A 24,993-nucleotide genomic window follows, 5' to 3' on the forward strand; every position below is an offset into this window, starting at 1 on the left:
GTGATGGTCGGACAATGAAAGGCGGACGCATCTCGTCGAGGGGGAGATCCACCACCCCACAGGAGGCAGGACATGCGCCCCAACTTCAGGCGACTCGCCACGCTCGGGACCTGCCTGGTCGCAGCCGTCGCTCTCGGTGCCTCACACCCCGTCTCCGCCACCGACGGTGACGAGGACTTCACGCTCTACTCCAGGGAGGTCCGCGGCGACGAGGAAGGAGAGGGCAGACCGCCCGCTCTCGGAGACGCCTTCTCCTTCGCCGACGACCTCTATCGCACCAAGGGCGGCGAGAGGGTCGGCCGGGACGGCGTGACCTGCACCGTCGTACGCGTCGGCAACCCCGGCGACCTGCAGTGCATCGGCACCTTCGCGCTGTCCGGCGGGTACATCACCGGTCAGACCCTCATGCGGTTCGACCCGGCGGACGAGTCGGCGGAACTGCCCCCGTTCGACATCGCCATCACCGGCGGAACCGGCGACTACGAAGAGGCGCGCGGTTCCATCCGCTCGACCGACGACGGGGACTACTCGAAGCTGGAGTTCCACGTCAGCCGCTGAACCGGAGTGCAGCGGGGGCGAAGGCGCTACGCCAGCCCCGGCCCCCGCACGGGAATCGACGTGAACGTGGGCGCCGGCGCCGGGTCCTGGAAGAAGTCGTTGCCCTTGTCGTCGACGACGATGAACGCCGGGAAGTCCTCGACCTCGATCTTCCAGACGGCCTCCATGCCGAGTTCCTCGTACTCGACGACCTCGACCTTCTTGATGCAGTCCTGGGCGAGCCGCGCCGCGGGCCCGCCGATCGACCCCAGGTAGAACCCGCCGTGGGTGCCGCAGGCGTCCGTGACCTGCTTGCTCCGGTTGCCCTTCGCCAGCATCACCTTGGAGCCGCCCGCCGCCTGGAACTGCTCGACGTAGGAGTCCATGCGCCCGGCGGTCGTAGGCCCGAAGGACCCGGACGCGTACCCCTCGGGCGTCTTCGCCGGCCCCGCGTAGTACACCGGGTGGTCCTTGAGGTACTGCGGCATCTCCTCGCCCGCGTCGAGCCGCTCCTTGATCTTGGCGTGCGCGATGTCGCGGGCGACGACCAGCGGTCCGGTGAGCGAAAGCCGGGTCTTCACCGGGTACTTGGTCAGCTCGGCGAGGATGTCGTCCATCGGCTGGTTGAGGTCGATGCGCACCACGTCGGAGGACTCGTCGAGGTGATCGTCCGTCGTCTCCGGCAGGAACCGCGCCGGATCCGTCTCCAGCTGCTCCAGGAAGACGCCCTCCGCGGTGATCTTCGCGAGGGCCTGCCGGTCGGCCGAGCAGGACACGGCGATGGCGACCGGGCAGGACGCACCGTGCCGCGGCAGCCGCACCACGCGAACGTCATGGCAGAAGTACTTGCCCCCGAACTGCGCCCCGATCCCGATCTTCTGCGTCAGCTCGAAGACCTTCTCCTCCAGCTCCTTGTCCCGGAACCCGTGCCCGAGCGGCGAGCCCTCGGCCGGGATCTCGTCCAGGTAGTGCGCGGAGGCGTACTTCGCGGTCTTCAGCGCGTACTCGGCGGACGTACCGCCGACGACGATCGCCAGGTGGTACGGCGGACAGGCGGCCGTACCCAGCGAACGGATCTTCTCCTCCAGGAACTTCATCATGGAGGCCTCGTTCAGGACGGCCTTCGTCTCCTGGTAGAGGAACGACTTGTTGGCGGAGCCGCCGCCCTTCGCCATGAACAGGAACTTGTAGGCGCCGCCGTCGGTGGCGTACAGCTCGATCTGGGCGGGGAGGTTGGAGCCGGTGTTCTTCTCGTCCCACATGGTGAGCGGGGCCATCTGCGAGTACCGCAGGTTGAGGTTCAGGTACGCGTCATAGATGCCCCGGCTCAGCGCCTCCTCGTCCCCGCCCTCGGTCAGCACGTTCTGCCCGCGCTTGCCCATGACGATCGCCGTACCGGTGTCCTGGCACATCGGCAGCACACCCGCCGCCGCGATGTTCGCGTTCTTCAGCAGGTCCAGGGCCACGAACTTGTCGTTGCCCGACGCCTCGGGGTCGTCGATGATGCGCCGCAGCTGAGTGAGGTGCGCGGGCCGCAGATAGTGCTGGATGTCGTGGATGGCCTCCTCGGCGAGCTTGCGCAGCGCCTCCGGCTCGACCTTGAGGAAGGTGCGCCCGTCGGCCTCGAAGGTGGAGACACCCTCGGAGGTCACCAGCCGGTACGGGGTGGTGTCCTCTCCCATGGGGAGCAGATCGGTGTACGCGAACTCAGGCATGTCGCCCATTCCTCACTCGACAGATGCGGCGGCTGACCTCCATTGGGCAGCGTCCACCAGCGTAGAACCTGTGTCGGAGGCGGAGCCTGTGAGGTAATCCTCAGTTGGGGTAGTCGCGATCTATCGCGTTTGGGTACGCTGCTGTCGTGGACCTTCAGAAGCACACCGCGCCCGCGCGGACCGCGCCCGCCGCCACCGAGCTCCGTGCCTCCGACGCCGACCGCGACCGTGTCGCGGACATCCTGCGCGAGGCACTTGCCGAGGGCCGCCTCACCGCCGACGAGCACGCCGAGCGGGTCGAGGGCGTGCTGGCCGCCAAGACCGTGGGCGAGCTGGATGTCTTCATCCAGGACCTGCCCGCCGCCCACCAGCGCCGGGTGACTCCGGCCGCCGCCCCCAACCGCCCCACCGCCGGCGCCATCCCGGTCGACCCCGATGACAACGTGGTCGCGGTGTTCAGCAGCGCCGTCCGCAAGGGCCGCTGGCGCGCGGGCCGCCGTATCCATGCGTACGCGATCTTCGGCAGCGTGGAGATAGACCTCAGCGAGGCCCTCTTCGAGTACCAGCAGGTCGTGATCAAGGCCATCTCGGTCTTCGGCAACGTCGAGGTCCGCGTCCCGGAGAACGTGTCGCTGCGTGGCACCGGCGGCGGTGTCCTCGGCAACTTCGAGGTGGACACGCTGGATTCGACACAATCGCATGCGCCGGTCGTCTACGTCGACGGCTGGGCCGTCCTCGGCAACATCGAGGCAAGGCCCAAGCGGGGCAAGCTGGTTGCCGACATCCTCGATCGGGTCCAGCGCAAGGTCGACAAGAGTTTGCGTAAACATCTGGATCATTGACGGTTGTGAACCGGGGCCTGATCCAAGGGGGTTCGATCGGTCTCCGGCGCCGCACGGCACCGCGCACGAAGCGCCGTATTCCAGCGGTTCGGAACACAGTGCATAGGCGTGCGCACAGCGGGTATCCCTTGCTGCATCGTCTCTCGCTCGCGAAGCCGTCGTCAGGAGTAGACCGTGCTGCAACCGCCGCATTCGTCCCTGCAGGTAGCTGCCGCTCCGGCCCCGCGGGTGCCAGTGCGAGACAGGGACCAAGACGCCCCTTGGCACACCGAGGCGGTGTGCCGGCGCGACGAGGCCGGCCTGTTCTTCGCACCCTCCAAGGAGCCCACCGCCGCCCGCCTCTCCCGCGAGGAGGCCGCCAAGCGCGTCTGCGCCCGCTGCCCCGTCATGGTCGAGTGCCGCGAGCACGCACTCCTGCAACCCGAGCCCTACGGCGTCTGGGGCGGCCTCACCGCCGCCGAACGCCGCGTGGTCCTCGCCAGGCGCCGCCGCCGCGACATGGAACTCAAAAAGGCAGCAAGGACGACGACGGACCGCATAGCCCAGGCAGGCTGAGCAACAAAAAGAGGGGCGCCCCCACCGCACCGAGGGCGCCCTCTTGCTGCCGGTTTGGCCGACCGACCTAAGGGGCGCGGGGCTGTATCGATATACGGCTCCGCCGCGTGGGCGCGACCAGCCACAACGCACCCGCAGCCGCCAACGATCCACAGCCCCGTGCTACTAGGCGCTACTTAGCCCGATCAAAGTCAATCGCGCTATAAGCCCGCAGCTTGCTCAACCGATGCTCAGAGTCGATCCTCCGCACCGTCCCCGACTTCGACCGCATCACGATGGAGTCGGTCGTTGCGTTCTCCGACCGATACCGCACGCCCCGCAGCAGCTCCCCGTCGGTGATCCCCGTCGCGACAAAGAACACGTTCTCCCCGGACACCAGGTCGTCGGTCATCAGCACCCGGTCCAGGTCATGCCCCGCATCCACCGCCCGTTGCCGCTCCTCGTCATCCTTGGGCCACAACTTGCCCTGAATGGTCCCCCCGAGGCACTTCACCGCACAGGCCGAGATGATCCCCTCCGGCGTACCGCCGATACCGAGCAGCATGTCGACCCCGGTGCCCTCGCGCAGCGCGTAGATCGACCCCGCGACATCCCCGTCCGAGATCAGCTTGATCCGCGCACCGGCGTCCCGGATCTCCTTGATGATCCCCTCGTGCCGCGGCCGGTCCAGGATGACCACGGTCACATCCTCCGGCGTGGACCGCTTCGCCTTGGCAACCCGGCGGATGTTCACCGAGACGGGCGCGTCGATGTCCACGAAGTCGGCCGCCTCGGGCCCGGTGACCAGCTTGTCCATGTAGAAGACGGCGGACGGGTCGAACATCGACCCGCGATCCGCGGCGGCGAGCACGGCGATCGCGTTCGGCATGCCCTTGGCGGTCAGCGTGGTCCCGTCGATCGGGTCGACGGCGATGTCGCACTCGGGTCCGGTCCCGTCGCCGACGCGCTCCCCGTTGAAGAGCATCGGGGCCTCGTCCTTCTCACCCTCGCCGATGACGACGACGCCGTTCATCGACACGGTGGAGACGAGGGCCCGCATGGCGCGCACGGCCGCACCGTCGGCGCCGTTCTTGTCGCCGCGCCCGACCCAGCGGCCGGCGGCCATCGCCGCGGCTTCGGTGACCCTGACCAGCTCCAGGGCGAGGTTGCGGTCGGGGGCTTCGGAGGGGACTTCGAGTTCGGACGGCAGATGATGATGATTCTCGGTCATCGAGACGCACCTTTCTGATACGACGACGGCCGGATGAGGGTGATGGCGACGACTCTATCGCCAGACCGACAGAATGAGCATGGGACCCCACGGATGAGCAGGCCAGGGCACCTGCGACGATAGAGGGCGTGGCAGGTTCGAATGGCAAGCAGAAGACGGTCCGGGACATGGTTCTCTCCCTGGGCCTGATCGGGATCATGGCAGGGGTCATCTACCTCTTCATCCCGCACGACGACTCGGAGCCCGACCTCAAGCGGGTGGACTACCGCGTCGAGCTGCTCACGGCACGCCGTGCGGCGCCCTACCCGGTGGTCGCGCCGGAGGGCCTGTCGAAGACTTGGAAGGCGACCTCCGTCCGCTTCCAGGGGGACGAGTTCGACACCTGGCATCTCGGCTTCCACACCCCCGACGGCGAGTACGTGCAGATCGAGCAGTCGACTCAGAAGCCGTCGACGTTCATCGACGAGGCCACGCAGGGCTCGGAGGCCGCGAACCAGAAGCAGGAGATCGACGGCCGGACCTGGACGCGGTACACCGGCGGCCGGTACGACGCGCTTGTGCACCAGGCCGACGGAGCGACGACCGTGGTGGCGGGCACGGGTTCGTTCGAGCTGCTGACGGAGATGGCGCAGGCGCTCAAGACGAAGTGAACGTACGCAGGCCCTCGGCCTGAACGCGCGAAGGCCCCCGGCGGTGATGCCGGGGGCCTTCGTCGTGTCCGGGATGGCTGCGGGATGTCCGCCGTGCCGTCCGTCAGACGGTGGTGACGACCTGCTCGTACGCCAGACGCGGGGAGCGCGGGAACCAGGCGTCGTCGCCCGGCCTGCCGATGTTGACGACCATCAGCGGGGTGTGGTCGTCGTCCAGGAACTCCTTGCGGACGCCCTCGAAGTCCAGGCCGGTCATGGGGCCTGCGGCCAGACCGGCGGCGCGGACGCCGATGATGAAGTACGCGGCCTGGAGGGCGGCGTTGAGACCGGCGGCACCCTCGCGGGCGGTGCGCTCGGCGAAGAAGACGTCCTTGGCCTGCGGGAAGTGCGGGAAGAGCTCCGGCAGCTCCTCGTGGAACTCGTTGTCCGCGGACAGGATCGCGACCAGCGGGGCGGTGGCCGTCTTCGGCTGGTTGCCCTCGGCCATGTGCTGCACCAGGCGCTCGCGGGCCTCGGCGGAGCGGACCAGGGTGACACGCAGCGGGCTCTGGTTGAAGGCGGTCGGGCCGTACTTGACCAGGTCGTAGATCGCCTGGACCTGCTCGTCGGTCACCGGCTCGTCGGTGAAGGTGTTGGCGGTGCGGGCCTCGCGGAACAGCAGGTCCTGGGCGGCGCGGTCAAGGACGAGAGACATGCGTGAACCTTCTCGGTGTGTGCGTCGGCCCCGGAAGCGGACCGTGGACCGGTTGACGTCCCCGACGGTACGCGAGTGAAGTTCAACGTTCAACAAAAAGCGGGGCGTAGTGATCCGCTTCACAGTTCACCCGGGCTCTTTACTCGGAGTCGCCCTCGGTCTCGGCCGCTTCCTCCTCGGCCAGCGCCGCGTCCAGCCGGGCCCGCGCACCGTCCAGCCAGCGCCGGCAGACCTTCGCCAGCTCCTCGCCCCGCTCCCAGAGCGCGAGGGACTCCTCCAGCGTCGTACCGCCCGCCTCCAGCCGTCGTACGACCTCGATCAGCTCGTCCCGAGCCTGCTCGTACCCGAGGGCCTCTTCCACCTTGCTGGTCATGCGCCCACCCTATGCATCGCTTCGTGCGTCGACTCGTACGGAGAACTCACCCTCGGCGACCCGCGCGCGCAGTGCCTCGTCCGCCGTCACCTCACCGGGATCCCGGACCACATGCCCGTCGGCCTTCTGCAGCACCGCATAGCCCCGCTTCAGGGTCGCCGCGGGGGAGAGGCCCACCACGCGCGCGTGGGTGTGCGTCAGCTCCGAGTCGGCGCGGTCGAGGAGGTGGCCGAGGGTGCGCCGGCCACGGTCGATCAGGGACGCCACATGGTCGGCCCGCTCGTCGATCATGCGGTGCGGATCCTCTATCGACGGCCGGGCCAGCGCATGCGCGAGCCCCCGCTCCTCCCGCTCGATGAACGCCGCGACACACCGCCGAGCACGATCACGCAGCAGCCGCACCCGCTCATATTCCTCCCCCACATCCGGTACGACCTTCTTGGCGGCGTCGGTGGGAGTGGAGGCGCGCACATCGGCGACGTGGTCGAGCAGCGGGTTGTCGGGCTCGTGCCCGATGGCGGACACCACGGGCGTACGACACGCCGCGACCGCCCGTACGAGCTGCTCGTCGGAGAACGGCAGCAGATCCTCCACGCTGCCGCCGCCCCGCGCGACGATGATCACGTCCACGTCGTCGATCGCGTCCAGGTCCTTCACCGCCTGCACGACCTGCGGCACGGCGTGCACGCCCTGCACGGCGACGTTGCGCACCTCGAAGCGGACGGCCGGCCAGCGGTGCCGGGCGTTCTCCAGCACATCCCGTTCCGCCGCGGAGGCCCGCCCGCAGACCAGCCCGATGAGCTGCGGCAGAAAGGGCAACGGCTTCTTCCGCTCAACAGCGAACAACCCTTCCGCTGCGAGCGCCTTCTTCAACTGCTCCAGCCGCGCGAGCAGTTCCCCCACCCCCACGGGCCTTATCTCAGCGGCCCGCAGCGACAACTGCCCCCGCGGCGCGTACCACTCCGGTTTCGCCAGTACGACGACCCGGGCGCCCTCACTCACCACATCGGTGACGGCATCGAACACCTGCCGATAACAAGTGACGCTCACGGAGATGTCGTACGACGGATCCCGCAACGTCAAAAACACGACCCCCGCCCCCGGCCGCCGCGACAACTGCGTGATCTGCCCCTCGACCCACACCGCCCCGAGCCGATCGATCCAACCCCCGATGAGCCGCGACACCTCACCGACAGGCAGCGGCGTTTCCGCGGACGTGTTCAAGGCCATGCCGCGAGCGTAACGGCCACCGCCGACATCACAGCCGACGGCACCATTCCCTCCGGACCGGGCGCATTGCGGCCCGCACCATCTGTGCGTAGCCGGACGCGGTGAACGCCGTCGCGAGGGGCGATGAAAAGCAGCCCGTAGACATCACACCTCGCCAGTCGTGTGCTTCCCCACCCCTCCCAGTCCACGATCGGTCCCCCAAGGAGGCGCTCTTTGACCCGCCGAGCGCGGCCTTACGATGGGACGCATGACTGCTTCGCCTGGCCGCCGTGTCCTGCTCGCCGCCCCCCGTGGCTACTGCGCGGGTGTGGACCGCGCCGTGATCGCCGTCGAGAAAGCCCTGGAGCAGTACGGGGCTCCCGTCTATGTCCGGCACGAGATCGTCCACAACAAGTACGTCGTGCAGACCCTGGAGAAGAAGGGCGCCATCTTCGTCGAACGGACGGAAGAGGTCCCCCCGGGGAACATCGTGATGTTCTCCGCGCACGGCGTCGCCCCCGTCGTCCACGAAGAGGCGGCGCGCGGCCGGCTCGCCACCATCGACGCCACCTGCCCGCTCGTCACCAAGGTCCACAAGGAAGCCGTCCGGTTCGCAGGCGAGGACTACGACATCCTCCTGATCGGGCACGAGGGCCACGAAGAGGTCATCGGCACGTCCGGCGAGGCCCCCGAGCACATCCAGCTGGTCGACGGCCCCGAGGACGTCGCCAAGGTCGAGGTCCGCGACGAGTCGAAGGTCGTCTGGCTCTCCCAGACCACGCTCTCCGTCGACGAGACGATGGAGACCGTCGACGCCCTCAAGGAGAAGTTCCCGCAGCTCATCTCCCCGCCCAGCGACGACATCTGCTACGCCACGCAGAACCGTCAGCTCGCCGTGAAGGAGATGGGTGCGCAGGCCGAGCTGGTCATCGTGGTCGGCTCCCGGAACTCCTCCAACTCCAAGCGGCTCGTCGAGGTCGCCAAGCTCGCCGGCTCCCGCGAGGCCTACCTCGTGGACTTCGCCGACGAGATCGACGAGGCATGGCTCGAGGGCGTGTCCACGGTGGGCGTCACCTCCGGCGCCTCGGTGCCCGAGATCCTCGTCGAGCAGGTGCTGGAATGGCTGTCCCAGCGTGGCTTCGAGGACGTCGAGCTGGTGAAGGCGGCCGAGGAGTCCATCACCTTCTCGCTGCCGAAGGAACTCCGCCGTGACCTGCGTGAGGAGGCGGCGACGTTGGTCGCCGAGCGCGGCGGGGCGGGCACGGAAACGGGTACCGGCACCGGTTCCGGTACCTCCGGGGAGTGACTGTCAGTCCACCGTCGTAACGTAGGGCCATGCAGATCTTCGGCGTGGACATCGGTGGATCCGGGATCAAGGGCGCCCCTGTGGACCTGGACAGGGGCGACCTCGCCCAGGAGCGCCTCAAAGTGCTCACTCCCCATCCGGCGACGCCCGACACGGTGGCCGACGGTGTGAAGGAGGTCGTCGACCACTTCGGCTGGACGGGCCCGGTCGGCATCACCTTCCCGGGCGTCGTCACCGGCGGGGCGACGATCCGCACCGCGGCCAACGTGGACAAGAGCTGGATCGACACCGACGCGCGCGCATTGCTGGGCGAGCGGCTCGGCGGCCTCCCGGTGACCGTGATCAACGACGCGGACGCGGCGGGCGTCGCCGAGATGCAGTTCGGCGCCGGCCGAGACCGCCGGGGCACGGTGATCATGCTCACCTTCGGCACCGGCATCGGCAGCGCCCTCTTCATCGACGGCGTCCTCGTCCCGAACACCGAACTCGGCCACCTGGAGCTGCACGGGCACGACGCGGAGAAGCGCGCCTCCAGCAAGGCCAAGGAAGACCACGACCTGTCCTGGGAGCACTGGGCCCACCGCGTCCAGGCGTATCTCGCCCATGTGGAGATGCTGTTCTCGCCGGAGCTGTTCATCATCGGCGGCGGTGTCAGCCGTAAGGCGGGCAAGTTCCTGCACTTCATCGAGGGCATCAAGGCCGAGATGGTCCCGGCGCAGCTGCAGAACAACGCGGGGATCGTGGGAGCGGCGATGCGGGCGGCGAAGGAGGGCTAGGTCAGCGGGCGGGGGCTACACCCGTCGGCGGCGGCGCACCATGCGAACCCTCCGCACCGTCACGATCACACCGGCGATCAGCGTCCCCCCGTACAGCCACCCCGCCTCCGTGGCGAGCGCCGTGACGAACCCCATCAGCCGCCCGTCGGCGCCGTTGCTCCCGCCGGCGACGGGCAGCAGCCCCACGGCGAAGGCGATCGGCACCACGACCGGCGCCGTCACCAGGTCGGCCTTGCGGATCCACACCGCCGTCAGCACGCACACCGGCAGGAACAGCACGCCGTACACCGTCGTCGACGACCCGAACAGCAACGAGTCGAGACAGCCCGACGCGAGCATCAGCACCCCGCAGAACAGCCCGCCGCCGAGCGCGGTGAGCCGGGGGTTCGGCATCCGGCGCACGGCCCGGGCGATCCGCCGCACGGCCAGCACCACCGGCGGAGCCGGCCGCCGTACGCCCGCCCCCGGCGGCCGCCCCTGTGGCCGGCCACCCGCGCCCCGGCCCTGCGGGGGCAGCCGGGGTGTGCCGCGTGGCGTTCCGTACTGGGGGGACCGCGTCCTGTGTTGCTCCACCGGACCAACCTAGGTCGGTTTATGTGCCGAATAGCCCGTCAGACACGCCGTTGGACAGACGTTGGCCAAGCGTTCGATACGCCGCCGATGCGGGGTTCGGCAGCCCGTAGACTGGTGGATCGGCCCAGGTCCCCACTCCTCAGTCCCCTCAGGTCCTCTCACGTACGGGAAGTCGCAACGTGTCGCTCACGATCGGAATCGTCGGTCTGCCGAATGTCGGCAAGTCGACCCTGTTCAACGCCCTGACCAAGAACGACGTGCTGGCGGCCAACTACCCGTTCGCCACGATCGAGCCGAATGTGGGCGTGGTCGGCGTCCCCGACGCCCGGCTCACCAAGTTGGCCGAGATCTTCTCCTCGCAGCGGATCCTCCCGGCGACCGTCGACTTCGTCGACATCGCGGGCATCGTGCGCGGCGCGAGCGAGGGCGAGGGCCTGGGCAACAAGTTCCTCGCGAACATCCGTGAGTCGGACGCGATCTGCCAGGTCATCCGCGCCTTCAAGGACGAGAACGTCGTCCACGTCGACGGCAAGGTCTCGCCCAAGGACGACATCGAGACGATCAACACCGAGCTGATCCTGGCGGACCTCCAGACCATCGAGAAGGTCCTTCCCCGGCTCCAGAAGGAGTCGCGGATCAAGAAGGACGTAGCGCCGAAGGTCGCCGCGATCGAGGCCGCCAAGGAGATCCTGGACAAGGGCGACACCCTCTTCTCCCAGGGCATCGTCCAGGGCAGTGAGCGCGCCGAGCTCCTGCACGACCTGCACCTCCTGACCACCAAGCCCTTCCTCTACGTCTTCAACGTCGACGAGGACGAGCTGACGGACGACGACTTCAAGAACGAGCAGCGCGCCCTGGTCGCCCCCGCCGAGGCGATCTTCCTCAACGCCAAGCTGGAGTCGGACCTCGCCGAGCTGGACGAAGAGGACGCCCTCGAACTCCTCCAGTCGGTGGGCGCCGACGAACCCGGCCTCGCCACCCTCGCCCGCGTCGGCTTCAACACCCTCGGCCTGCAGACCTACCTCACGGCCGGCCCCAAGGAATCCCGCGCCTGGACCATCAAGAAGGGCGCCACCGCCCCCGAGGCCGCCGGCGTCATCCACACCGACTTCCAGAAGGGCTTCATCAAGGCCGAGGTCATCTCCTTCGTCGATCTGGTGGAGACGGGTTCGGTCGCGGAGGCCCGCGCGAAGGGGAAGGCGCGGATGGAGGGCAAGGACTACGTCATGCAGGACGGGGACGTGGTGGAGTTCCGCTTCAACGTCTAATACGTTCGGCGAAAGGCCGTCTGACCTGCGACGGAGTGGGCTGGGCGGCCGTTGCGGTCCGCACGGAGGCCGCAGCGTGCTGGATGAGTCCGGCACGCGGGGGAGCGGCTACGCCGCTTCGTCGACCTGTGGCTGGGCCTCGGCGGACTGGTCCGCGTACGCCTTGTCGACGGCGGCCCGGGTCCGCTCCTCGGAGTCGGGCCACAGGTGGGTGTAGATGTTCAGCGTCATGGCCGCGTTGGTGTGGCCGAGGCGCTCGGAGACCGTCTTCACGGACTCGCCGTGCTTGATCAGCAGGCTGGCGTAGCGGTGCCGGAGGGCGTGGGGTCCGGTGCCCTTCGGTATGCCGACCTTCGCACAGGCGGGCCGCCAGGACCCGTCCATGAAGTGCGTGTAGACCACGGGCCCGCCTTGCGGCGCCGTGAAGATCCAGCTCTCGGGCCCATCGGCGGGGAAGTCCCGCAGGTGGGCCTTCATCGCATCCACCGCTATGCGGGGGAGCGGGACCGTGCGATGCGATCGAGCGGTCTTGGGTGGGCAGACGTACACGCCGTGCTTGGCGGTCTGCTGGATCTGCTGCTCGACCGAGACGGTGGCGTGCAGCAGGTCCACGTGCCGAAGCTGGAGGCCGAAGAGCTCGCCAGGGCGAAGCCCTGTGCAAGCGCCCAGCAGGACCAGGCCCCTGTAGCGGCCGGGTATCTCCTCGGCCAGCGTCCGCACCTGCTCGACGGCCAGGAGTACGACCTTTTTCCTCGGAACTGAGGGCAGCTTCGCGTCGGTGCAGGGGTTGTGCGGAATCATGCGGTCGCGGACCGCTGCCCGGAAGACGGCGTTGACCGTGTTGAAGACGGTGCGGGAGGTGCTCGCGGCGAGCTTGTGGGTGGTCGTCAGGTTGGTGATCCAGCTCTGCACGTCACCGGGCTTGATCGCGCCGAGTGGCCGCTTCTCCCAGACGGGGTAGGCGTAGCAACGCAGGTGCTGGGCTACGGCCTTGGCCGTCGACGGCCGGTGCGGCTGGCTGGCCCGCCACTCCTCCGCGTACTCCTTGAAGGGCTTCTTCGCCGAGCGCGGGTCGACGTACTGACCGGTGACCAGGATGGCCGTGACCTCGTCGATCCACCGTTGGGCGTCGATCTTGCGGTCGAAGTGGCGGGCGTGCTCTTTGCCGTCGAGGTCGCGGTAGCGAGCACGCCATTTACCGTTGGGGCGCTTCTGGATGTTGGCCAAGTGGCCTCTCCTTCGTGTCGGTTGTCAGTAGTGGCCGCCGTCCTCGATGTCGCTGCTGAGGGTGCGAGCGTCCCGCTCGTCGCCCATGAGGAGGAGGCACTGCTCGTGGATCGCCCGTGAGCTGTCGGGATGGGCCTTGATGTGGTCGGCGATGGCGACCACAGCGTGGTGGAGACGGTCGCGCGCGTCTCGGGCCTCGTAGAACGCTTCGACGGCTTCCTGGACGAGCCGTCGGCTGTCGATGTCGAGCCCCTCCAGGGGCGGGGACATCAGCTCTTCGAGAGGGAGCTCGAAGACGCGGGAGAAGGCGAGGGCCTCGTCGAGGTTGATGCGCCGGCGGGGGGTGCCGTTCTCGATGCGCCAGACCGCCGTCTGGTTCATCTTGATGCCGGCTCTGGTCACCCGCTCTGCCAGCTCGGTCGTGCTCCATCCTCTGACTTCGCGCTCCAGGGCCACGCGCGCGGCCACGTTCCCTTCGCTGTAGAGCAGCAGCACCTCGCCGCCCTCGGGCCTGTCGCCTGCCATCGGACCTCCATCGCCACCGTCACTATCCCAATTGAAACATGAGCTTCCCTATTTGGCTAACCGCAGATCGTGAGGTACAACTCTATGCAGATCGAATCACTACCTAGTCGAATGGGAATGCGTGCGATACCTGACCACCGCCGAGGTCGCCGAGCGCTACCGCACAGCCGAAAGCACCGTCCGCTACTGGCGCCACATCAAGAAGGGGCCGCGCGGCATCAAGGTCGGCAAGCGGGTGCTGTACCCCGAGACCGAGCTGCTGCGTTACGAGCGCACCCTGATCGACGGCCGAGACGAGTGGGGCCTGGCCTCATGAGCCGCCGGCAGCCCCGGACACAGCAACGGCCCCCGGCGCGCCAACGCCGAGGGCCGGAGATTCCCCTGCACGTCGCCCATCCCTGAACGAACGAACCGGTGAAGGACGGGACCTTGCCCGTCCCGTCCCTCACCTGGGAGGAACGTCTATGGAGGACTCTACGTCCCCCGCCATCTCGAACGCATCCGAGGTTGTCTGGCCCACGACTGCGGTCCTCGGCCAGGGCATCCCCTGGCGCAATGGGGACCGAAGCGGGGACCAAACGGAGTCACGGTCCCCGGCTGCACTCGCCAGCGGCGATGCTTCGACGGGTGTTTCGGTCGGGGACCGAAACACCCCCAACGCGACACCTGTACAGGTCAGTGCCCTGGGGACCGGTCCCGCCGGAGCGGAAGCCGGGGACCGGGCGGAGACTTCGGCCGGCTGGTCCCCGAACCCGATCCCCGAATCCCGGACGAGCGCGGCGCGCCCCGAGCCCATGGTGAGGGCCACGGTCCCCACGCATCTGCGGGGACCCCGGTCCCCGACGGCGGATCGGGGACCGGGGACCGCGTCGGTACGGGCGGCGAGACGGCTGATGAAGGAGCCGCGCTGCTGGATGACCTGCGTGCGGCTATCGGCCGGTACGTGGTGCTGCCGAGCGACGAGGCTCTGACGGCGGTCACGTTGTGGGTGGCGGCCTCCCACATCCAGCCAGCCCTCCAGCACGCGCCACGGCTGGCGGTGGTGGGGCCGACCAAGGGGTGCGGCAAGTCCCGCGTCCTGGACGTGCTCCATGAGACCGTGCACAAGCCGATGATGACGGTGAACACCTCGCCTGCGGTGGTCTTCCGCGTCATCGGCAAGAACCCGCCGACGCTGCTGGTGGACGAGGCCAACACAATCTTCGGCCCCAAGGCCGGCGACAAGGAGGACCTGCGCGGCCTGCTGAACGCGGGGCACCAGCGCAACCGGCCCGCCTGGCGGATCTCCGGGCCGGAGCACAAGCCGACGGCGTTTCCCACCTTCGCCATGGCCGCGCTCGCCGGGATCGGCGACCCGCCGGACACGATCTTGGACCGGGCGGTCGTGCTCCGCATGCAGAAGCGCAAGCCGGGCGAGCGCATCGCCCCGTTCCGCTCGCGGTACTCCGTTCCGGAACTGAACGCGCTGCGCGACCGGCTGACCGCCTGGCTGGCCCCGCTGCGGAGCACCGCAGAGGGCTTGGTGCCGCACATGCCGGTCGAGGACCGCGCCGCCGACACGTGGGAGCCGCTGGTGATCGTCGCCGACCTGGCCGGCGGGCACTGGCCCTCGCGGGCCCGTGCCGCCTGCCTGGCGATGACGCGCAACGAGGTGGTCCAGGATGAGTAGACGACGCTGAAGACGCGGCTGCTGCGCGACGTCCGCCGCGTGTTCGAGCAGGAGGGCCACAAGGAGGCTCTGCGCAGCCAGGACCTGCTGGCCGCCCTCATCCAGGACGCCGAGGCACCTTGGGCCGAGTACGGCACCAAAGGCCTGAACGCCTACCACCTGGCCAACCTGCTGCGCGACTTCGGCATCAGCCCGGCCAACCACCGCTTCGAGAACGGCAGGCAGACCAAGGCGTACGCCCGCAACCAGTTCCTCGACGCCTGGGCCCGCTACTGCCCCGACCCTGCCCAGCCGGCCCCCGCAGCCAGCGAGGCCGTGGTCGCACGTCGAGCTCAGGGCAAGCCACCGGCCCCTCCGTCGGGGACGCTGCCCATCGGCCCGCCCGGCGGGCCTGCCAGCCCCAAGCCCACTCGCTGACACCAGCTCCGTATCAATCCGTCGCATCCGTCCCCGCGCAGGTCAGCGCGGGGACGGAGTTCCTTACCGATACGGATCACTCCGTACCTGCGACCGGCTCCGTACCTGTCCTGACCAGCTACGGGACGGATGCAACGGACGTGACGAAGCCCCACCGCACACGACCACCGGAGCACCACGATGCCCGAAACGAGCACCGACAACTTCCCCACCCGCCGCCGCAAGCGAATCTTCGGCCTGACCCGCCGATCAGCAGCAAGCTGGAGCGAACGAGCCTCTAACGAGGCTTCGTCCGCGCTTGCCCCCGCCCCAGAGGTGGCGGAGGAGAAGGCCGGGCGCCAAGGGGCGCCCGAGCCGGAGGAGGGTGTAGCCGAGACCGGCTGCCCGCCTGCAGCAGACTCCGTCGCCCCGAGCACTCAGCCGCTGGCCAATGTCCAACCGCCCGCCGAGCTGCCCTCCTGGCGGGGTCCCGAGGCCTCCGTCCTGCCCGCGCCGATGAACCGCAAGCGCACGGTGGAGAAGCGCGACCAGGAGAAGACCATCCGCTTCACGCGGACCGCGGTCCGCGTGATCAGCGCCGCCGCTCACCAGCGCGGTCAGAAGTTTGCCGGATTCGTCGGGGACGCCGCCCTCGCCGTCGCCCTGGGCAAGGCAGGGCTGGTCGGCAGCCCGGAGGACGATCCTCTCCGCCCACTGATCGAGGCCGTCGAGGCACACACGGTCGCGCTGAACCGCATCGGCGGCAACCTCAACCAGATCACCGCAGCCATCCACCGAGGAACGGTGCACGAGCGTGCCGAGGCGGTACTGGCCCGTGTCGAGCAAGCAGCCGAGAGCAGCTACCGACTGATCGACCAGCTCCTGACGGAAGGCACCGCGCATGGTTCCTGACGTCTCCACCGGCTCCGACACCCGCGGGCTGATCGTCTACCTCTTCGGCCCCGGCCGCCGTGACGAACACACCGACCCTCATATCGTCGCCGCCTGGGACATGGCCGGCGCCCCCGACCCCGGCCGCGACCCGGCAGCCACCTACTCCCAGCTCGCCAAGCGCCTCGACACCCACGTCGACCTGCGCACCCGCGAGCTGGGCGGCAAGAAACCACCTCAGCACGTCTGGCACTGCCCGGTCCGTACCGCGCCCGGCGACCGCTACCTCACCGACACCGATTGGGCCGAGGTCGCCCGCCGCATCGTTCACGCCGCCGGCATCGCCCCCGAAGGCGACGAGAAGGCATGCCGGTGGATCGCTGTGCGCCACGCCGACGACCACATCCACATCATGGCCATCACCGTCCGCGCCGACGGACGCCGCCCCCGCACCCACCGCGACGGCCAGCGGGCCCAAGCCGAGTGCCGCAAGATCGAGGCCGAGTTCGGCCTGCGCCGCCTGAAGTCCGGTGACCTCACCGCGCCCCGCACCCCCACAGGCGCCGAACGCGCCAAGGCCGAGCGCCAGGGCCAGACGGTCACGGCACGGCAGCGGCTGCGCGAGCAGGCGTACGCGGTCGCCGCCACCGTACGCAACGAGGCCGACTACTTCACCGTGCTGCAGTCCCTCGGCATCAAGGTCAAGACGCGCCTCGGCCCTGAGACCGGTGACGTGATCGGCTACAGCCTCGCCGCGCCTGGCGACACCAACGCGGCTGGCGAACCCGTCTGGTACGGCGGCTCGAAGCTCGCCCCCGATCTCTCCATCAACCGCCTACGCGAACGCCTTCCCGACCAGGAGGTGGCCGACCGCCCCCGGTATGTGGCGGACCCCTCCGAGCCATGGCGTCACACCACCACCGAAGTACAAACGGCACGCACCGTCCTCGACTCTGGTGACGATGCCGCCGCCCAGGGCTACCTGGCCGCCTTCGGCGATGCCCTGTACAACATCGCCAGCGCCACGACCAGCCCACACCGGGCGGAACTGTGGGCGGCGGCGATGGCGTTCAACCGCGCCCGCCGCTCCGCCACCCGCGCCGACCACGAGGCTGCCACCGCCCTACGCAAGGCCGCCAAGGAACTCGCCTACGCCTCCAGCGAGCCGGGTGGGCTCGCCATCGCCCTGCTCTTCGCCACAGTGCATCTGGCCCGGGCCGCCGCCAAGTGGCACGAGCAGCGCGGCCACGAACAGCAGGCCGCTGCGGCCAAAGAAGCCTTCCGCCACCTTCAGGCGGGCTACCAGCGAGCCGCCGCACCCGTCTTGGCGGACCTGGCCCGCCGCGCACCGCGAGCTGCGACCGCCCGCCGCTTCGAGCAGGACGTACGTGCGGCCCTCCCCGACCATGCCGACCGGATCCTCGCCGACCCTGCTTGGGCCGCCCTGACCACAACCCTCGCCCACGCCGAGACTGCCGGCCACAAACCCCGACGTCTCTTGGCCGAGGTGGGCGCCCAGCGGGAGCTCGACAGCGCCGAGCACCCCGCCGAGGTCCTCAACTGGCGCATCACCGCTCAGCCGAACCGGCGGACGCAAGCGGCTCGCAGGCGAAGCACCATCAGCGGAACGTCGTCCATGTCCGCCACGCCACACCCTCCGGCCACATCAGTGGCTACGAGGCCCGAAGAGCGCAGTCGGCACCGCTGACCCCGGTCAGATGCCCTCGCCACACGTCGTGGCGGGGGCATCGGGTCGGGTTCAACGGCAAAGCTTCATGATGGTGTCATCGAAGTCGGGAAACTCTCGTGTGGCCTGCGCGATGATCGCCGCTGCCGACGCGCGGCGGTCCGGAGCGAATTGCTCCGCGATAGCCGCCAGGTCGCGATTGACCTGGGGAGCCCAATCGGGCTCGGGCTCGTACGAGGTGGCTGCTTCCCACGGGCCGAAGCCGTCAGCTAGAAGCCACAGGAAGGCACCCATGTCGCGAGCGACGACGCCTGTCTCTCCTTCGGAGCCCAGAAAGACAACGGCTGCTCTACCAGTTCCCGCCCTGGACGAACCAGCCACAACGCCGCGTTCCCGCCGGTGCCGTCCTGGCCGAATACGCGGAAGTCGTCGCCGTTCAGCTCGCCGTTGCCTGTCCACGCGCGGAACCACTCGGTGGTCTCATCGGCAGTCAGGAAGGACTCGTAGGGTTCGCAGTCCACACCGTCCTCGCCAATGCACTCCAGCCGGACCGCCATGGCAGCGGCAAGCGCGGCGGGGAACTGGCGATCTCCGTTCGCGGTCATGCGAAGAGAGTAGCGATCGGTTTGGGCTCGGCGGCACCGCCTCGATCCACCCCTGCCGACACAGCGACACAGCACCCTCAGCGCATCCCGATGCCCACGCTGCTCGCGGCAGCGAGGGCGTCAGTCGTCAGGCGGCGCGGGCTGTGGGCAACTACGAGGCCCACGTCGTGACCTCGGTCAGGTGCTCGGGCTGCAGCCCGAGGTGTGGGTCAGGCTGAATGAGGAGGGTCGCCGTTCCCTTGGCCGTGCGCTCCGCCGCCCAGGCGTGGTCGAGACCGGTGAAGTCGTCGTCGATCCAGACGGCGGGGGCGTCTGCCAGCCAGGCGTCGACGTGGTCGCGCTTCCAGAGGTAGCCGTTGGGGTGGCTGGTGGTGATCTGAGGGCGCGGCAGGTCGACGTACGGCAGGTCTGAGAGGCTCAGGAGGGGGCCGATGAGGGTGGCGGCGTCCTGGCGCCAGCTGGTGCACCAGACCGGCGTGACGAGACCCGTACTGGTCACGTCCATGAGCATGGGGCCGTGGGCGGGGTCGAGCCAGACGGTGACGGGGTTGTCGGCGCTCCGGCCGGTGGGGATGACGTCGTGGCGGGCGTGGGTGGCCGGGGTCGAGCCGTCCGCATCGGGGAAGGGTATGAGTACGCCGTCGATGTCGAGGAGCAGGAAGGGCGGGCGCATCGGTTTCTCCAGGGGAAGCCGGGACGAATGGCTGGTCAGAGCCTGCGAGCGCGGATCAGCAAGGTGGTGGGCCAGTGGCCCATGCGGGGGTCGTGGAACTCCTGTGCCGAGGTGAGCCAGAAACCCGCCCGGCCAAGGTGCTTCTCCCACCGGTCCGTGCAGAACTCCCAGCGGGCGATGGGGAGCCGGGTGCGGTCGGGGAGGGTGACGTAATCGCGGCGGGGCCGGTCGTCACCGGACGGGCTGCGGCCGCCACGCTGCGGGTGAGGGACGGAGAAGGCGAGCACCCGGCCGGGCGTGAGATGTTGGGCGATGGCCGGCAGCAGGAGCTCAGGAGCGACGAGCCCTACGGCACCGAAGACGGAGTAGATCGCGTCGAACTGCTCGTCGGAGGCGTGCAAGTAGTGCAGGGCGTGCCCGGCAACGAAGGTGAGGTTGTTCAGCCGTCCGTAGTGGGAGCGGGCGCGGCAGACCTGGAGGCCGACCAAGTCGTCGCCGGTGACGTGAGCGCCGTGGCGGGTGGCGAGGTGGGCGGCGTTGTGGCCGGGGCCGCATCCGAGTTCCAGGAGTCGCTTGCCGCGCAGGTCGGAACCGAGGATCTCGGAGCTGGGCCCTTGGCCGGGTTTCGTGGTCCATTCCATCCGGGCGGGAACGGAGAGGGGTTCGGCGAGTCCGGCGGCGGTGCGCTGGAGGGCGTGGGCGTGCCATGGGGATGCCTGGGCGAGCACGTCAGATCCCCAGGAGGTGGAGGACGTCAGTGAGGTGGCGGCGTACGGCCTTGATGTAGGCGGGGTCGGTGGCCGGGTCATTGATCCAGCGGGTGGACTGTTCCATGAACCACTCGACGGCCCACATGCGGTGCCAGCCCAGGGCCCAGTTCTCGGCGGTGAGCCCGCCGCGCGGGGCGAGGGCGTCAGGGGTGCCGCCAGCGGTGACGTACTGCTCCAGGAAGACACGCAGGCGCACAGGGTGCGGGGGCTCGATGGTGCCGTGCCAGCTGGCGAGGTCGAGCAGGCCGGGGCCGGTGAAGGCGCGGGCGAAGTCGAGCAGCCGCCAGCCGCGCTCCCCGATGTGGAGGCTGGTGGGGTGGAACTCGGAGTGCACCCATCCGAACGGTGCCAGCGTTGCTCCGGCCGAGCGGGCCTCGGCGGCCTGGGCGATACGGTCGAGCGCGTCCTCGACGTCGTCGGCGTCCTGCCACCGGTCAGCCTTGCGCAGCCGTTCCAAATGCTCCAGCGCCCGGGCGGGCAGCGTGCGCAGCCGCTCCTGGTCGAGGACGGTCAAGGGCGGAGCCGTGCGGGTGCCGTGCAGGACCACGGCCGCGGCGACGCCGTCGAGGTCGTCGGCCTCGCGGGCGGACGGTCCGAGGTCCTCCATGAGCATGCCGAGCCAGCCGTCCAGGACGGCGGAGGCGTGGACTTGGGGGACGGGCACGCCGAGGGTGTGGGCCAGGCGTAGGGCCTGGTCCTCGCTGTCGAAGGGCTTCTTGGCGTACTTGAAGATGGCCGTGGAGCCGTCGGCGAAGGTCACGCGCTCGACGCCGGACATGGACCACACGCGCACCTCCTCCCGTACGGCGGTGGTCAGGCCAGCCACGGTGAGCAGGTTGTCGAGGAGTTCGGCGCTGGGGTTCGTGGTCACGTGTGGGCTCCGGAGGGTGAGGGTGGCGTCCGGGGCGGGCGGGAGGTGCCGGCCCGACCCGGAGCCTGATCGTGTGGGTTACGCGGCGGGGTTCACGCGGTGGGCGTAGACCTGCTCGATCCAGCCCGCCTTGAAGGCTGCGAGGTCGTCACGGAAGTTGGCCATCGAGGCACCGTAGGGCGCGACCACGCCGCCGGACTGGTCCGGCACGGACTGGCAGCCGTGCACGAGCCGGCCGCCGAGCGCGGCGTGGGCCTTGATGGACTCGATCCGGCGGTGCTCGTTGAACCAGCCGCCGTGGTAGACCTCGTCGAGCATGCCGCCCGTCTCGTCGTCCAGGTCGAAGACGACGGAGGTGGCGGCGGGGAAGAACCAGCACGGGCCGACGTTGGAGATGTGCCCGTCCAACTCGACCTTGTTGAGCGCCATGAGCGTGGCTGCCTCCCGCAGCATCCTCAGGTGCTCGGCGGTGATCTGCGGCAGGCCGAGACCGGCCAGGTGCTCGTCGCGGAACAGGTACGCGTACACCTCATACGCGGTGGCCAGAACGCGGGTCGCGTCGGAGGTGGACTCACCGTGGTTCTTGATGAAGTCGAGCGCGAGCTGCTCGACCGCGCTCTCGGTCGTCTCGTCCACGCCCAGGAGCTGGGACTTGACCAGCTTCCAGTTGGCGACGAGCCAGGTGCTGGACTCGAAGCGGAAGAAGTACTCGGCCGGGTCGATGGTGATGCGCTGGCCGTCGACCTGGATGCCAGGCAGGCGGTTCCAGCGCGGGTCGAATGCCTCGGGCAGCTCGACCGTGATGGCCGTGGTGTCGATGGTGGTCACCGTGTCTCCGTCTCTGATTGGCCGGGTTCGGGCACAGGAATGCCCGAGCCCGGTGTGGGCGTACGGAACTTCGGGGTGCCGCCCGGACCAAGGGGGAGCCTGGATCACGGTCGCGCCGTTCCGGGCGGCTGCTGATAAGTGAACCGGTGGTCACGCTCAGTGGGTACGGTGGAGGGCAGTTGAAGCGGTATACGCGGTTTACAGCTCCGGAGTGGAGGCGATCGTGGCGGCGCAGAGAGACCCCAACTCCCGTCTGCGCGACGTCATCGACGCGATCGGCTGCACCTACGATGCCCTCGCCAGGGACGTGCGGCGTATCGCCGCCGAGAACGGCGAGATCCTCCAGACCAACAAGTCGGCCATCTCGCACTGGGTGAACGGCACCCGCGCCCCTTCGGACCGGGTAGATCAGTACCTGGCCGAGGCACTATCCCGCCGAGCGGGACGCGTGATCACCCTGACCGAGATCGGTTTCTACGTCGGTGATGCCGATGCACCGGCGGAATCCGACCCCGTCCTCGCCGTCACCGACCTGGGCCGCGCCGACGTCGAGCGCCGCCGCTTCCTCGCCATCGCGGCCTTCACCACCGCCGGCGTCGCCATGCCACTCGGCTACGACCACGAAGCCACCGCCCGCATGCTCCGCGCACGCACCGGCACGTCCCTGGTCGGTGGAGAGGACGTGGACGTCGTACGCCAGATCACCAGGGCCTTCAGCGCCGCCGACGAGCGCCTCGGCGGCGGGCACGGCCTGACCACCGTCACCGCGTACCTCGCCGACACAGCCGCCCCCATGCTGCGCGGACGCTTCCCCAGCGAAGCCTTACGACGGGCCGCCTTCGGCGCCGTCGCCGAACTCGCCTACCTCGCAGGGTGGAAGCACCACGATCTCGGCCAGGAAGGCGCCGCCCAGCGCTACTACCAGGTCGGCTACCAGCTCGCCTGTGAAGGCGACCCCCACGGCCACGCCGCCTGGATGATGCGCGCCCTCGCCCACCAGGCCCTGAGTCTCAAGCAGCCCCACCACTGCGTCGACCTCGTCGAAAGCGCCCTGCAACGAGGTCTCGGCCACGTCGACGGCCAGACCGAGGCTCTCCTCCACATCACCCACGCCCGCGCCTACGCCGCTGTGAACGAGAACTCCCTGGCTGCGCGCGCCCTGCTCGCTGCCGAAGACGCCCTCCTCCGCGACGACGGCCCCCAGCCCAGCTACTCCCGCGTCAGCGGCCCCGCCGCCGGCACCGTGGCCAGCCACACCGCCCGCACCTTGACCGACCTCGCCGACCACATCGGCACCGAACAGCAGCACCGAGACGCCCTCACCCGCTGGGACCCCGAAAAGTACAAGCGCGTCCATGCCCTCACCCACGCCGACCTAGGCGACAGCCTCGCCGCCCAGGCCCGCGCCGACGAAGCCGTCGCCGCCTGGACCCAGGCCCTCGTCCTCATGGAGGGCATGACCTCCGACCGGACCCGGAAGGCGATCACCTCGATCCGCTCCACCCTCGCGGTCTACCAGCGCCGCCGTGTCCCCGGGGCCGCCGATCTCGCCCGCCGCGCCCGCGAAGCCCTCGCCTAACATGCCGAACAACCCGCCCGACGAAGGGAACACCGTGGCCCAGCAGACCGACGACCGCTCCCAAGCCCTCAAGCCGGCGCTCGAATCGATGACCCTGCTGGTCGCGGCCGTCATCGTCCACGACAAGGCCACCAACCGTGTCGTCCTCCTCCAGCGCAGCGAAAACGCCAAGTTCGCCCAGGGCCTGTGGGACCTCCCCGTCGGCAAGAGCGAACCGGGCGAACCCATCACCGAGACCGCCGTACGCGAGCTCTACGAGGAGACCGGCCTCACGGTGAAGCCCGAGTCCCTCAAGGTCGCCCACATCATCCACGGCGCCTGGGGCGTCGAAGCCCCCAACGGCTTCCTCACGGTCGTCTTTGCCACCCACGAATGGACCGGCGAACCCGAAAACCGCGAACCCCGCAAGCACTCCCGGGTCTGCTGGGTTGATGCCAACGCCATCCCTGACGCCTTTGTCGACACGACTGCCAGTGCTCTCCATCAGTACCTGCGCGGCAGCTCTCAGGTGTCACTTAACGGGTGGCGTTAGTTGCGCGTCCTGAGTGTGGGTGCAGCGCCTTCCGCCGACTCCGGCTTGATGGCGACGGGCTGGTTAGGTTACTCACCCGGGAACATCGTGGCTGGAAAGTAGCAGCTTCCGGTCTCATTTGCATGACGCTTCTTGCGTCGCAAAAGTTCGTCGAGCGTGAGGCGCCCGTCGAGGATATAGAAGAAATCGAGGCCCTCCATCGTTAGGAACGGCGTACTCTCCCTGTATGCTTCTCGGGCTCCGCTAGTGAATCCATTTACGCTTATAAAGATTCCAAGCGAATTTTTTCCCTTCCGTCTCACCTTCTCATTGAAGCTGTAGAGGTGGTGGGGCTGGATCGCCTCCTGCCACCACTTGGCCTCAACGATGTAGTCATCCGTGTCGAAAGTAAGCGAGCCGTCGATTTGCTCGTACTCCAGGCTGTATGACAGGCGAGGTTCCATGTCGAACAGTCTGAAAATGTCATTCAGGAATGGCTCGAAAAGCCTGCCAGCCTTCTGGCGATTATCCATACGCTCCAGTTCGAGGAAGCGTTCCTTAAGGGCGGCAAGCTTAGCTTCAAAGCTATGCTGGGCCTCTACCACGGCGCGGTACGTGAGAAGTTCGTCATCGAACTTCGACTGTTGCTCGTGGGCAACGCGCTGGCGGTCCACCAGCCCCCTGAGATGGTCGACTGCTTCCTTTGCTTCGGCGATCAGGGATTCGGCATTCTCGTGCCGTTTCAGTGCAGGGAAGCTCGTCAGCTGAGAAACTTCCGCCATCATCCGAAGCGAAAGGTCGCGGTATTGGCGCTCATTTGCCATCAATCGGTCCACGAACTCATCTGTGGTGGCCCACTTGTAGCCGCTGAAGTCCATGTGGGCCAGCAGTGAAGGGTGGTCTGTGGCCCACAAGCGGATGAATCGTTCGAGGTCGCGCTTGTACCAGAAGATCGACTTAAGCGCGCCGGCCAGGGCTCCGTAGGCGGCTGGACTGATCGGCTGCGCTGGTTTCGGCGTGCTCGTCATCCTTCGTCCGACCTCCCAGTCTCTG

The 24,993-nt window shown here is 68.7% G+C and carries 27 protein-coding genes and 1 pseudogene; 13 read left to right on the plus strand and 15 right to left on the minus strand.

Annotation, left to right across the window (positions count from 1 at the left end; all coding sequences use genetic code 11):
* Positions 1–72 precede the first annotated feature (72 nt).
* Positions 73–558 (plus strand): hypothetical protein, encoded by a 486-nt coding sequence (locus QQY66_RS31575; protein WP_301983703.1) that lies wholly within the window; start codon positions 73–75, stop codon positions 556–558.
* A 26-nt stretch (positions 559–584) separates the two neighbouring features.
* Here the strand turns inward: QQY66_RS31575 and QQY66_RS31580 are convergent, their stop codons facing one another.
* Complete coding sequence (locus QQY66_RS31580) at positions 585–2,252, minus strand: fumarate hydratase (RefSeq protein WP_301983704.1); 1,668 nt, start codon at positions 2,250–2,252, stop codon at positions 585–587.
* Between the two features lie 146 nt (positions 2,253–2,398).
* Here QQY66_RS31580 and QQY66_RS31585 point away from each other — a divergent pair, with 146 nt between their 5' ends.
* Positions 2,399–3,094, plus strand: a complete 696-nt coding sequence (locus tag QQY66_RS31585; RefSeq protein WP_301983705.1) for a DUF1707 domain-containing protein — start codon at positions 2,399–2,401, stop codon at positions 3,092–3,094.
* Between the two features lie 174 nt (positions 3,095–3,268).
* Positions 3,269–3,649, plus strand: coding sequence for a WhiB family transcriptional regulator (locus tag QQY66_RS31590; RefSeq protein WP_210577116.1), 381 nt, complete (start codon positions 3,269–3,271; stop codon positions 3,647–3,649).
* Between the two features lie 172 nt (positions 3,650–3,821).
* Here the strand turns inward: QQY66_RS31590 and glpX are convergent, their stop codons facing one another.
* On the minus strand, positions 3,822–4,859 hold the full coding sequence (gene glpX, locus QQY66_RS31595) for a class II fructose-bisphosphatase (RefSeq protein ID WP_301983706.1): 1,038 nt from the start codon (positions 4,857–4,859) through the stop codon (positions 3,822–3,824).
* 128 nt (positions 4,860–4,987) lie between these two features.
* Here glpX and QQY66_RS31600 point away from each other — a divergent pair, with 128 nt between their 5' ends.
* The gene (locus QQY66_RS31600) at positions 4,988–5,509 is read left to right on the plus strand and encodes a DUF4245 domain-containing protein (protein ID WP_301983707.1); all 522 of its coding nucleotides are present in this window, start codon (positions 4,988–4,990) and stop codon (positions 5,507–5,509) included.
* Positions 5,510–5,612: 103 nt separating this feature from the next.
* On the opposite strand, the gene QQY66_RS31605 is transcribed toward QQY66_RS31600, so the two are convergent.
* The 3 genes from QQY66_RS31605 to xseA form a co-directional block, all read right to left on the minus strand.
* Positions 5,613–6,203: a malonic semialdehyde reductase gene (locus tag QQY66_RS31605; protein ID WP_301983708.1), complete on the minus strand. Its 591-nt coding sequence runs from the start codon at positions 6,201–6,203 to the stop codon at positions 5,613–5,615.
* A 139-nt stretch (positions 6,204–6,342) separates the two neighbouring features.
* Positions 6,343–6,576, minus strand: coding sequence for an exodeoxyribonuclease VII small subunit (locus QQY66_RS31610; protein ID WP_301983709.1), 234 nt, complete (start codon positions 6,574–6,576; stop codon positions 6,343–6,345).
* A gap of 9 nt (positions 6,577–6,585) precedes the next feature.
* Positions 6,586–7,806: an exodeoxyribonuclease VII large subunit gene (gene xseA, locus QQY66_RS31615; RefSeq protein ID WP_301983710.1), complete on the minus strand. Its 1,221-nt coding sequence runs from the start codon at positions 7,804–7,806 to the stop codon at positions 6,586–6,588.
* Between the two features lie 238 nt (positions 7,807–8,044).
* Here xseA and QQY66_RS31620 point away from each other — a divergent pair, with 238 nt between their 5' ends.
* Together QQY66_RS31620 and ppgK are read left to right on the plus strand one after the other, a co-directional pair.
* Complete coding sequence (locus tag QQY66_RS31620; RefSeq protein WP_301983711.1) at positions 8,045–9,091, plus strand: 4-hydroxy-3-methylbut-2-enyl diphosphate reductase; 1,047 nt, start codon at positions 8,045–8,047, stop codon at positions 9,089–9,091.
* A 29-nt stretch (positions 9,092–9,120) separates the two neighbouring features.
* Positions 9,121–9,867, plus strand: coding sequence for a polyphosphate--glucose phosphotransferase (gene ppgK / locus QQY66_RS31625; protein WP_301983712.1), 747 nt, complete (start codon positions 9,121–9,123; stop codon positions 9,865–9,867).
* Positions 9,868–9,882: 15 nt separating this feature from the next.
* Here ppgK and QQY66_RS31630 read toward each other — a convergent pair whose 3' ends face one another.
* Positions 9,883–10,440 (minus strand): DUF6542 domain-containing protein, encoded by a 558-nt coding sequence (locus QQY66_RS31630; RefSeq protein WP_301983713.1) that lies wholly within the window; start codon positions 10,438–10,440, stop codon positions 9,883–9,885.
* Positions 10,441–10,619: 179 nt separating this feature from the next.
* Between QQY66_RS31630 and ychF the strand changes: the two genes are divergently transcribed.
* Positions 10,620–11,708 (plus strand): redox-regulated ATPase YchF, encoded by a 1,089-nt coding sequence (ychF, locus tag QQY66_RS31635; protein ID WP_301983714.1) that lies wholly within the window; start codon positions 10,620–10,622, stop codon positions 11,706–11,708.
* A 108-nt stretch (positions 11,709–11,816) separates the two neighbouring features.
* On the opposite strand, the gene QQY66_RS31640 is transcribed toward ychF, so the two are convergent.
* Entirely contained in the window at positions 11,817–12,935 is a 1,119-nt protein-coding gene (locus tag QQY66_RS31640) for a site-specific integrase (RefSeq protein ID WP_301983715.1), read from the minus strand.
* A gap of 24 nt (positions 12,936–12,959) precedes the next feature.
* Entirely contained in the window at positions 12,960–13,460 is a 501-nt protein-coding gene (locus tag QQY66_RS31645) for a helix-turn-helix transcriptional regulator (RefSeq protein WP_301983716.1), read from the minus strand.
* A gap of 121 nt (positions 13,461–13,581) precedes the next feature.
* Here QQY66_RS31645 and QQY66_RS31650 point away from each other — a divergent pair, with 121 nt between their 5' ends.
* The 4 genes and pseudogenes from QQY66_RS31650 to QQY66_RS31665 all read left to right on the plus strand — a co-directional run bounded on the left by QQY66_RS31650 (position 13,582) and on the right by QQY66_RS31665 (position 18,124).
* Positions 13,582–13,776, plus strand: a complete 195-nt coding sequence (locus tag QQY66_RS31650; protein WP_301983717.1) for an AlpA family transcriptional regulator — start codon at positions 13,582–13,584, stop codon at positions 13,774–13,776.
* A 447-nt stretch (positions 13,777–14,223) separates the two neighbouring features.
* Positions 14,224–15,546: pseudogene (locus QQY66_RS31655) on the plus strand (DUF3631 domain-containing protein).
* 315 nt (positions 15,547–15,861) lie between these two features.
* Positions 15,862–16,437 (plus strand): hypothetical protein, encoded by a 576-nt coding sequence (locus QQY66_RS31660; RefSeq protein WP_301987562.1) that lies wholly within the window; start codon positions 15,862–15,864, stop codon positions 16,435–16,437.
* Positions 16,427–18,124 carry a mobilization protein gene (locus QQY66_RS31665; protein ID WP_301983718.1) on the plus strand — a complete coding sequence of 566 codons (1,698 nt, stop codon included), beginning with the start codon at positions 16,427–16,429 and terminating at the stop codon, positions 18,122–18,124. Before QQY66_RS31660 ends, QQY66_RS31665 begins: the two co-directional genes overlap by 11 nt.
* Positions 18,125–18,175: 51 nt before the next feature.
* Here the strand turns inward: QQY66_RS31665 and QQY66_RS31670 are convergent, their stop codons facing one another.
* From QQY66_RS31670 to QQY66_RS31695, 6 genes are all read right to left on the minus strand, one after another.
* Positions 18,176–18,397, minus strand: a complete 222-nt coding sequence (locus tag QQY66_RS31670) for a hypothetical protein (protein WP_301983719.1) — start codon at positions 18,395–18,397, stop codon at positions 18,176–18,178.
* Positions 18,373–18,708 (minus strand): hypothetical protein, encoded by a 336-nt coding sequence (locus QQY66_RS31675; RefSeq protein ID WP_301983720.1) that lies wholly within the window; start codon positions 18,706–18,708, stop codon positions 18,373–18,375. The genes QQY66_RS31670 and QQY66_RS31675 overlap by 25 nt, the downstream gene beginning before the upstream one ends.
* Positions 18,709–18,859: 151 nt before the next feature.
* Positions 18,860–19,381, minus strand: coding sequence for an HAD domain-containing protein (locus tag QQY66_RS31680; RefSeq protein WP_301983721.1), 522 nt, complete (start codon positions 19,379–19,381; stop codon positions 18,860–18,862).
* A gap of 35 nt (positions 19,382–19,416) precedes the next feature.
* Positions 19,417–20,109 (minus strand): bifunctional 2-polyprenyl-6-hydroxyphenol methylase/3-demethylubiquinol 3-O-methyltransferase UbiG, encoded by a 693-nt coding sequence (locus QQY66_RS31685; protein ID WP_301983722.1) that lies wholly within the window; start codon positions 20,107–20,109, stop codon positions 19,417–19,419.
* Between the two features lies 1 nt (position 20,110).
* On the minus strand, positions 20,111–21,022 hold the full coding sequence (locus tag QQY66_RS31690; RefSeq protein ID WP_301983723.1) for a phosphotransferase family protein: 912 nt from the start codon (positions 21,020–21,022) through the stop codon (positions 20,111–20,113).
* A gap of 78 nt (positions 21,023–21,100) precedes the next feature.
* Positions 21,101–21,850 carry a hypothetical protein gene (locus tag QQY66_RS31695; protein WP_301983724.1) on the minus strand — a complete coding sequence of 250 codons (750 nt, stop codon included), beginning with the start codon at positions 21,848–21,850 and terminating at the stop codon, positions 21,101–21,103.
* Between the two features lie 223 nt (positions 21,851–22,073).
* On the opposite strand from QQY66_RS31695, the gene QQY66_RS31700 reads away from it, so the two are divergent.
* Together QQY66_RS31700 and QQY66_RS31705 are read left to right on the plus strand one after the other, a co-directional pair.
* Positions 22,074–23,429: a tetratricopeptide repeat protein gene (locus tag QQY66_RS31700; RefSeq protein WP_301983725.1), complete on the plus strand. Its 1,356-nt coding sequence runs from the start codon at positions 22,074–22,076 to the stop codon at positions 23,427–23,429.
* A 1-nt stretch (position 23,430) separates the two neighbouring features.
* The gene (locus QQY66_RS31705; RefSeq protein WP_301983726.1) at positions 23,431–23,961 is read left to right on the plus strand and encodes an NUDIX domain-containing protein; all 531 of its coding nucleotides are present in this window, start codon (positions 23,431–23,433) and stop codon (positions 23,959–23,961) included.
* Between the two features lie 68 nt (positions 23,962–24,029).
* Here QQY66_RS31705 and QQY66_RS31710 read toward each other — a convergent pair whose 3' ends face one another.
* Positions 24,030–24,968: a restriction endonuclease gene (locus tag QQY66_RS31710; protein ID WP_301983727.1), complete on the minus strand. Its 939-nt coding sequence runs from the start codon at positions 24,966–24,968 to the stop codon at positions 24,030–24,032.
* Positions 24,969–24,993 lie beyond the last annotated feature (25 nt).

The sequence above is a fragment of the Streptomyces sp. DG2A-72 genome, assembly GCF_030499575.1.
Lineage (GTDB): Bacteria > Actinomycetota > Actinomycetes > Streptomycetales > Streptomycetaceae > Streptomyces.

Bases quoted from the DNA above. Each gene is read 5' to 3' on its own strand.
- QQY66_RS31610 (WP_301983709.1), bottom strand. From the start codon at position 6,576: ATGACCAGCAAGGTGGAAGAGGCCCTCGGGTACGAGCAGGCTCGGGAC.
- QQY66_RS31620 (WP_301983711.1), top strand. From the start codon at position 8,045: ATGGGACGCATGACTGCTTCGCCTGGCCGCCGTGTCCTGCTCGCCGCC.
- QQY66_RS31705 (WP_301983726.1), top strand. From the start codon at position 23,431: ATGCCGAACAACCCGCCCGACGAAGGGAACACCGTGGCCCAGCAGACC.
- QQY66_RS31670 (WP_301983719.1), bottom strand. From the start codon at position 18,397: ATGGGTGCCTTCCTGTGGCTTCTAGCTGACGGCTTCGGCCCGTGGGAA.
- QQY66_RS31680 (WP_301983721.1), bottom strand. From the start codon at position 19,381: ATGCGCCCGCCCTTCCTGCTCCTCGACATCGACGGCGTACTCATACCC.
- QQY66_RS31675 (WP_301983720.1), bottom strand. From the start codon at position 18,708: ATGACCGCGAACGGAGATCGCCAGTTCCCCGCCGCGCTTGCCGCTGCC.
- QQY66_RS31645 (WP_301983716.1), bottom strand. From the start codon at position 13,460: ATGGCAGGCGACAGGCCCGAGGGCGGCGAGGTGCTGCTGCTCTACAGC.
- xseA (WP_301983710.1), bottom strand. From the start codon at position 7,806: ATGGCCTTGAACACGTCCGCGGAAACGCCGCTGCCTGTCGGTGAGGTG.
- QQY66_RS31575 (WP_301983703.1), top strand. From the start codon at position 73: ATGCGCCCCAACTTCAGGCGACTCGCCACGCTCGGGACCTGCCTGGTC.
- QQY66_RS31605 (WP_301983708.1), bottom strand. From the start codon at position 6,203: ATGTCTCTCGTCCTTGACCGCGCCGCCCAGGACCTGCTGTTCCGCGAG.
- QQY66_RS31580 (WP_301983704.1), bottom strand. From the start codon at position 2,252: ATGCCTGAGTTCGCGTACACCGATCTGCTCCCCATGGGAGAGGACACC.
- ppgK (WP_301983712.1), top strand. From the start codon at position 9,121: ATGCAGATCTTCGGCGTGGACATCGGTGGATCCGGGATCAAGGGCGCC.
- QQY66_RS31665 (WP_301983718.1), top strand. From the start codon at position 16,427: ATGGTTCCTGACGTCTCCACCGGCTCCGACACCCGCGGGCTGATCGTC.
- QQY66_RS31710 (WP_301983727.1), bottom strand. From the start codon at position 24,968: ATGACGAGCACGCCGAAACCAGCGCAGCCGATCAGTCCAGCCGCCTAC.
- glpX (WP_301983706.1), bottom strand. From the start codon at position 4,859: ATGACCGAGAATCATCATCATCTGCCGTCCGAACTCGAAGTCCCCTCC.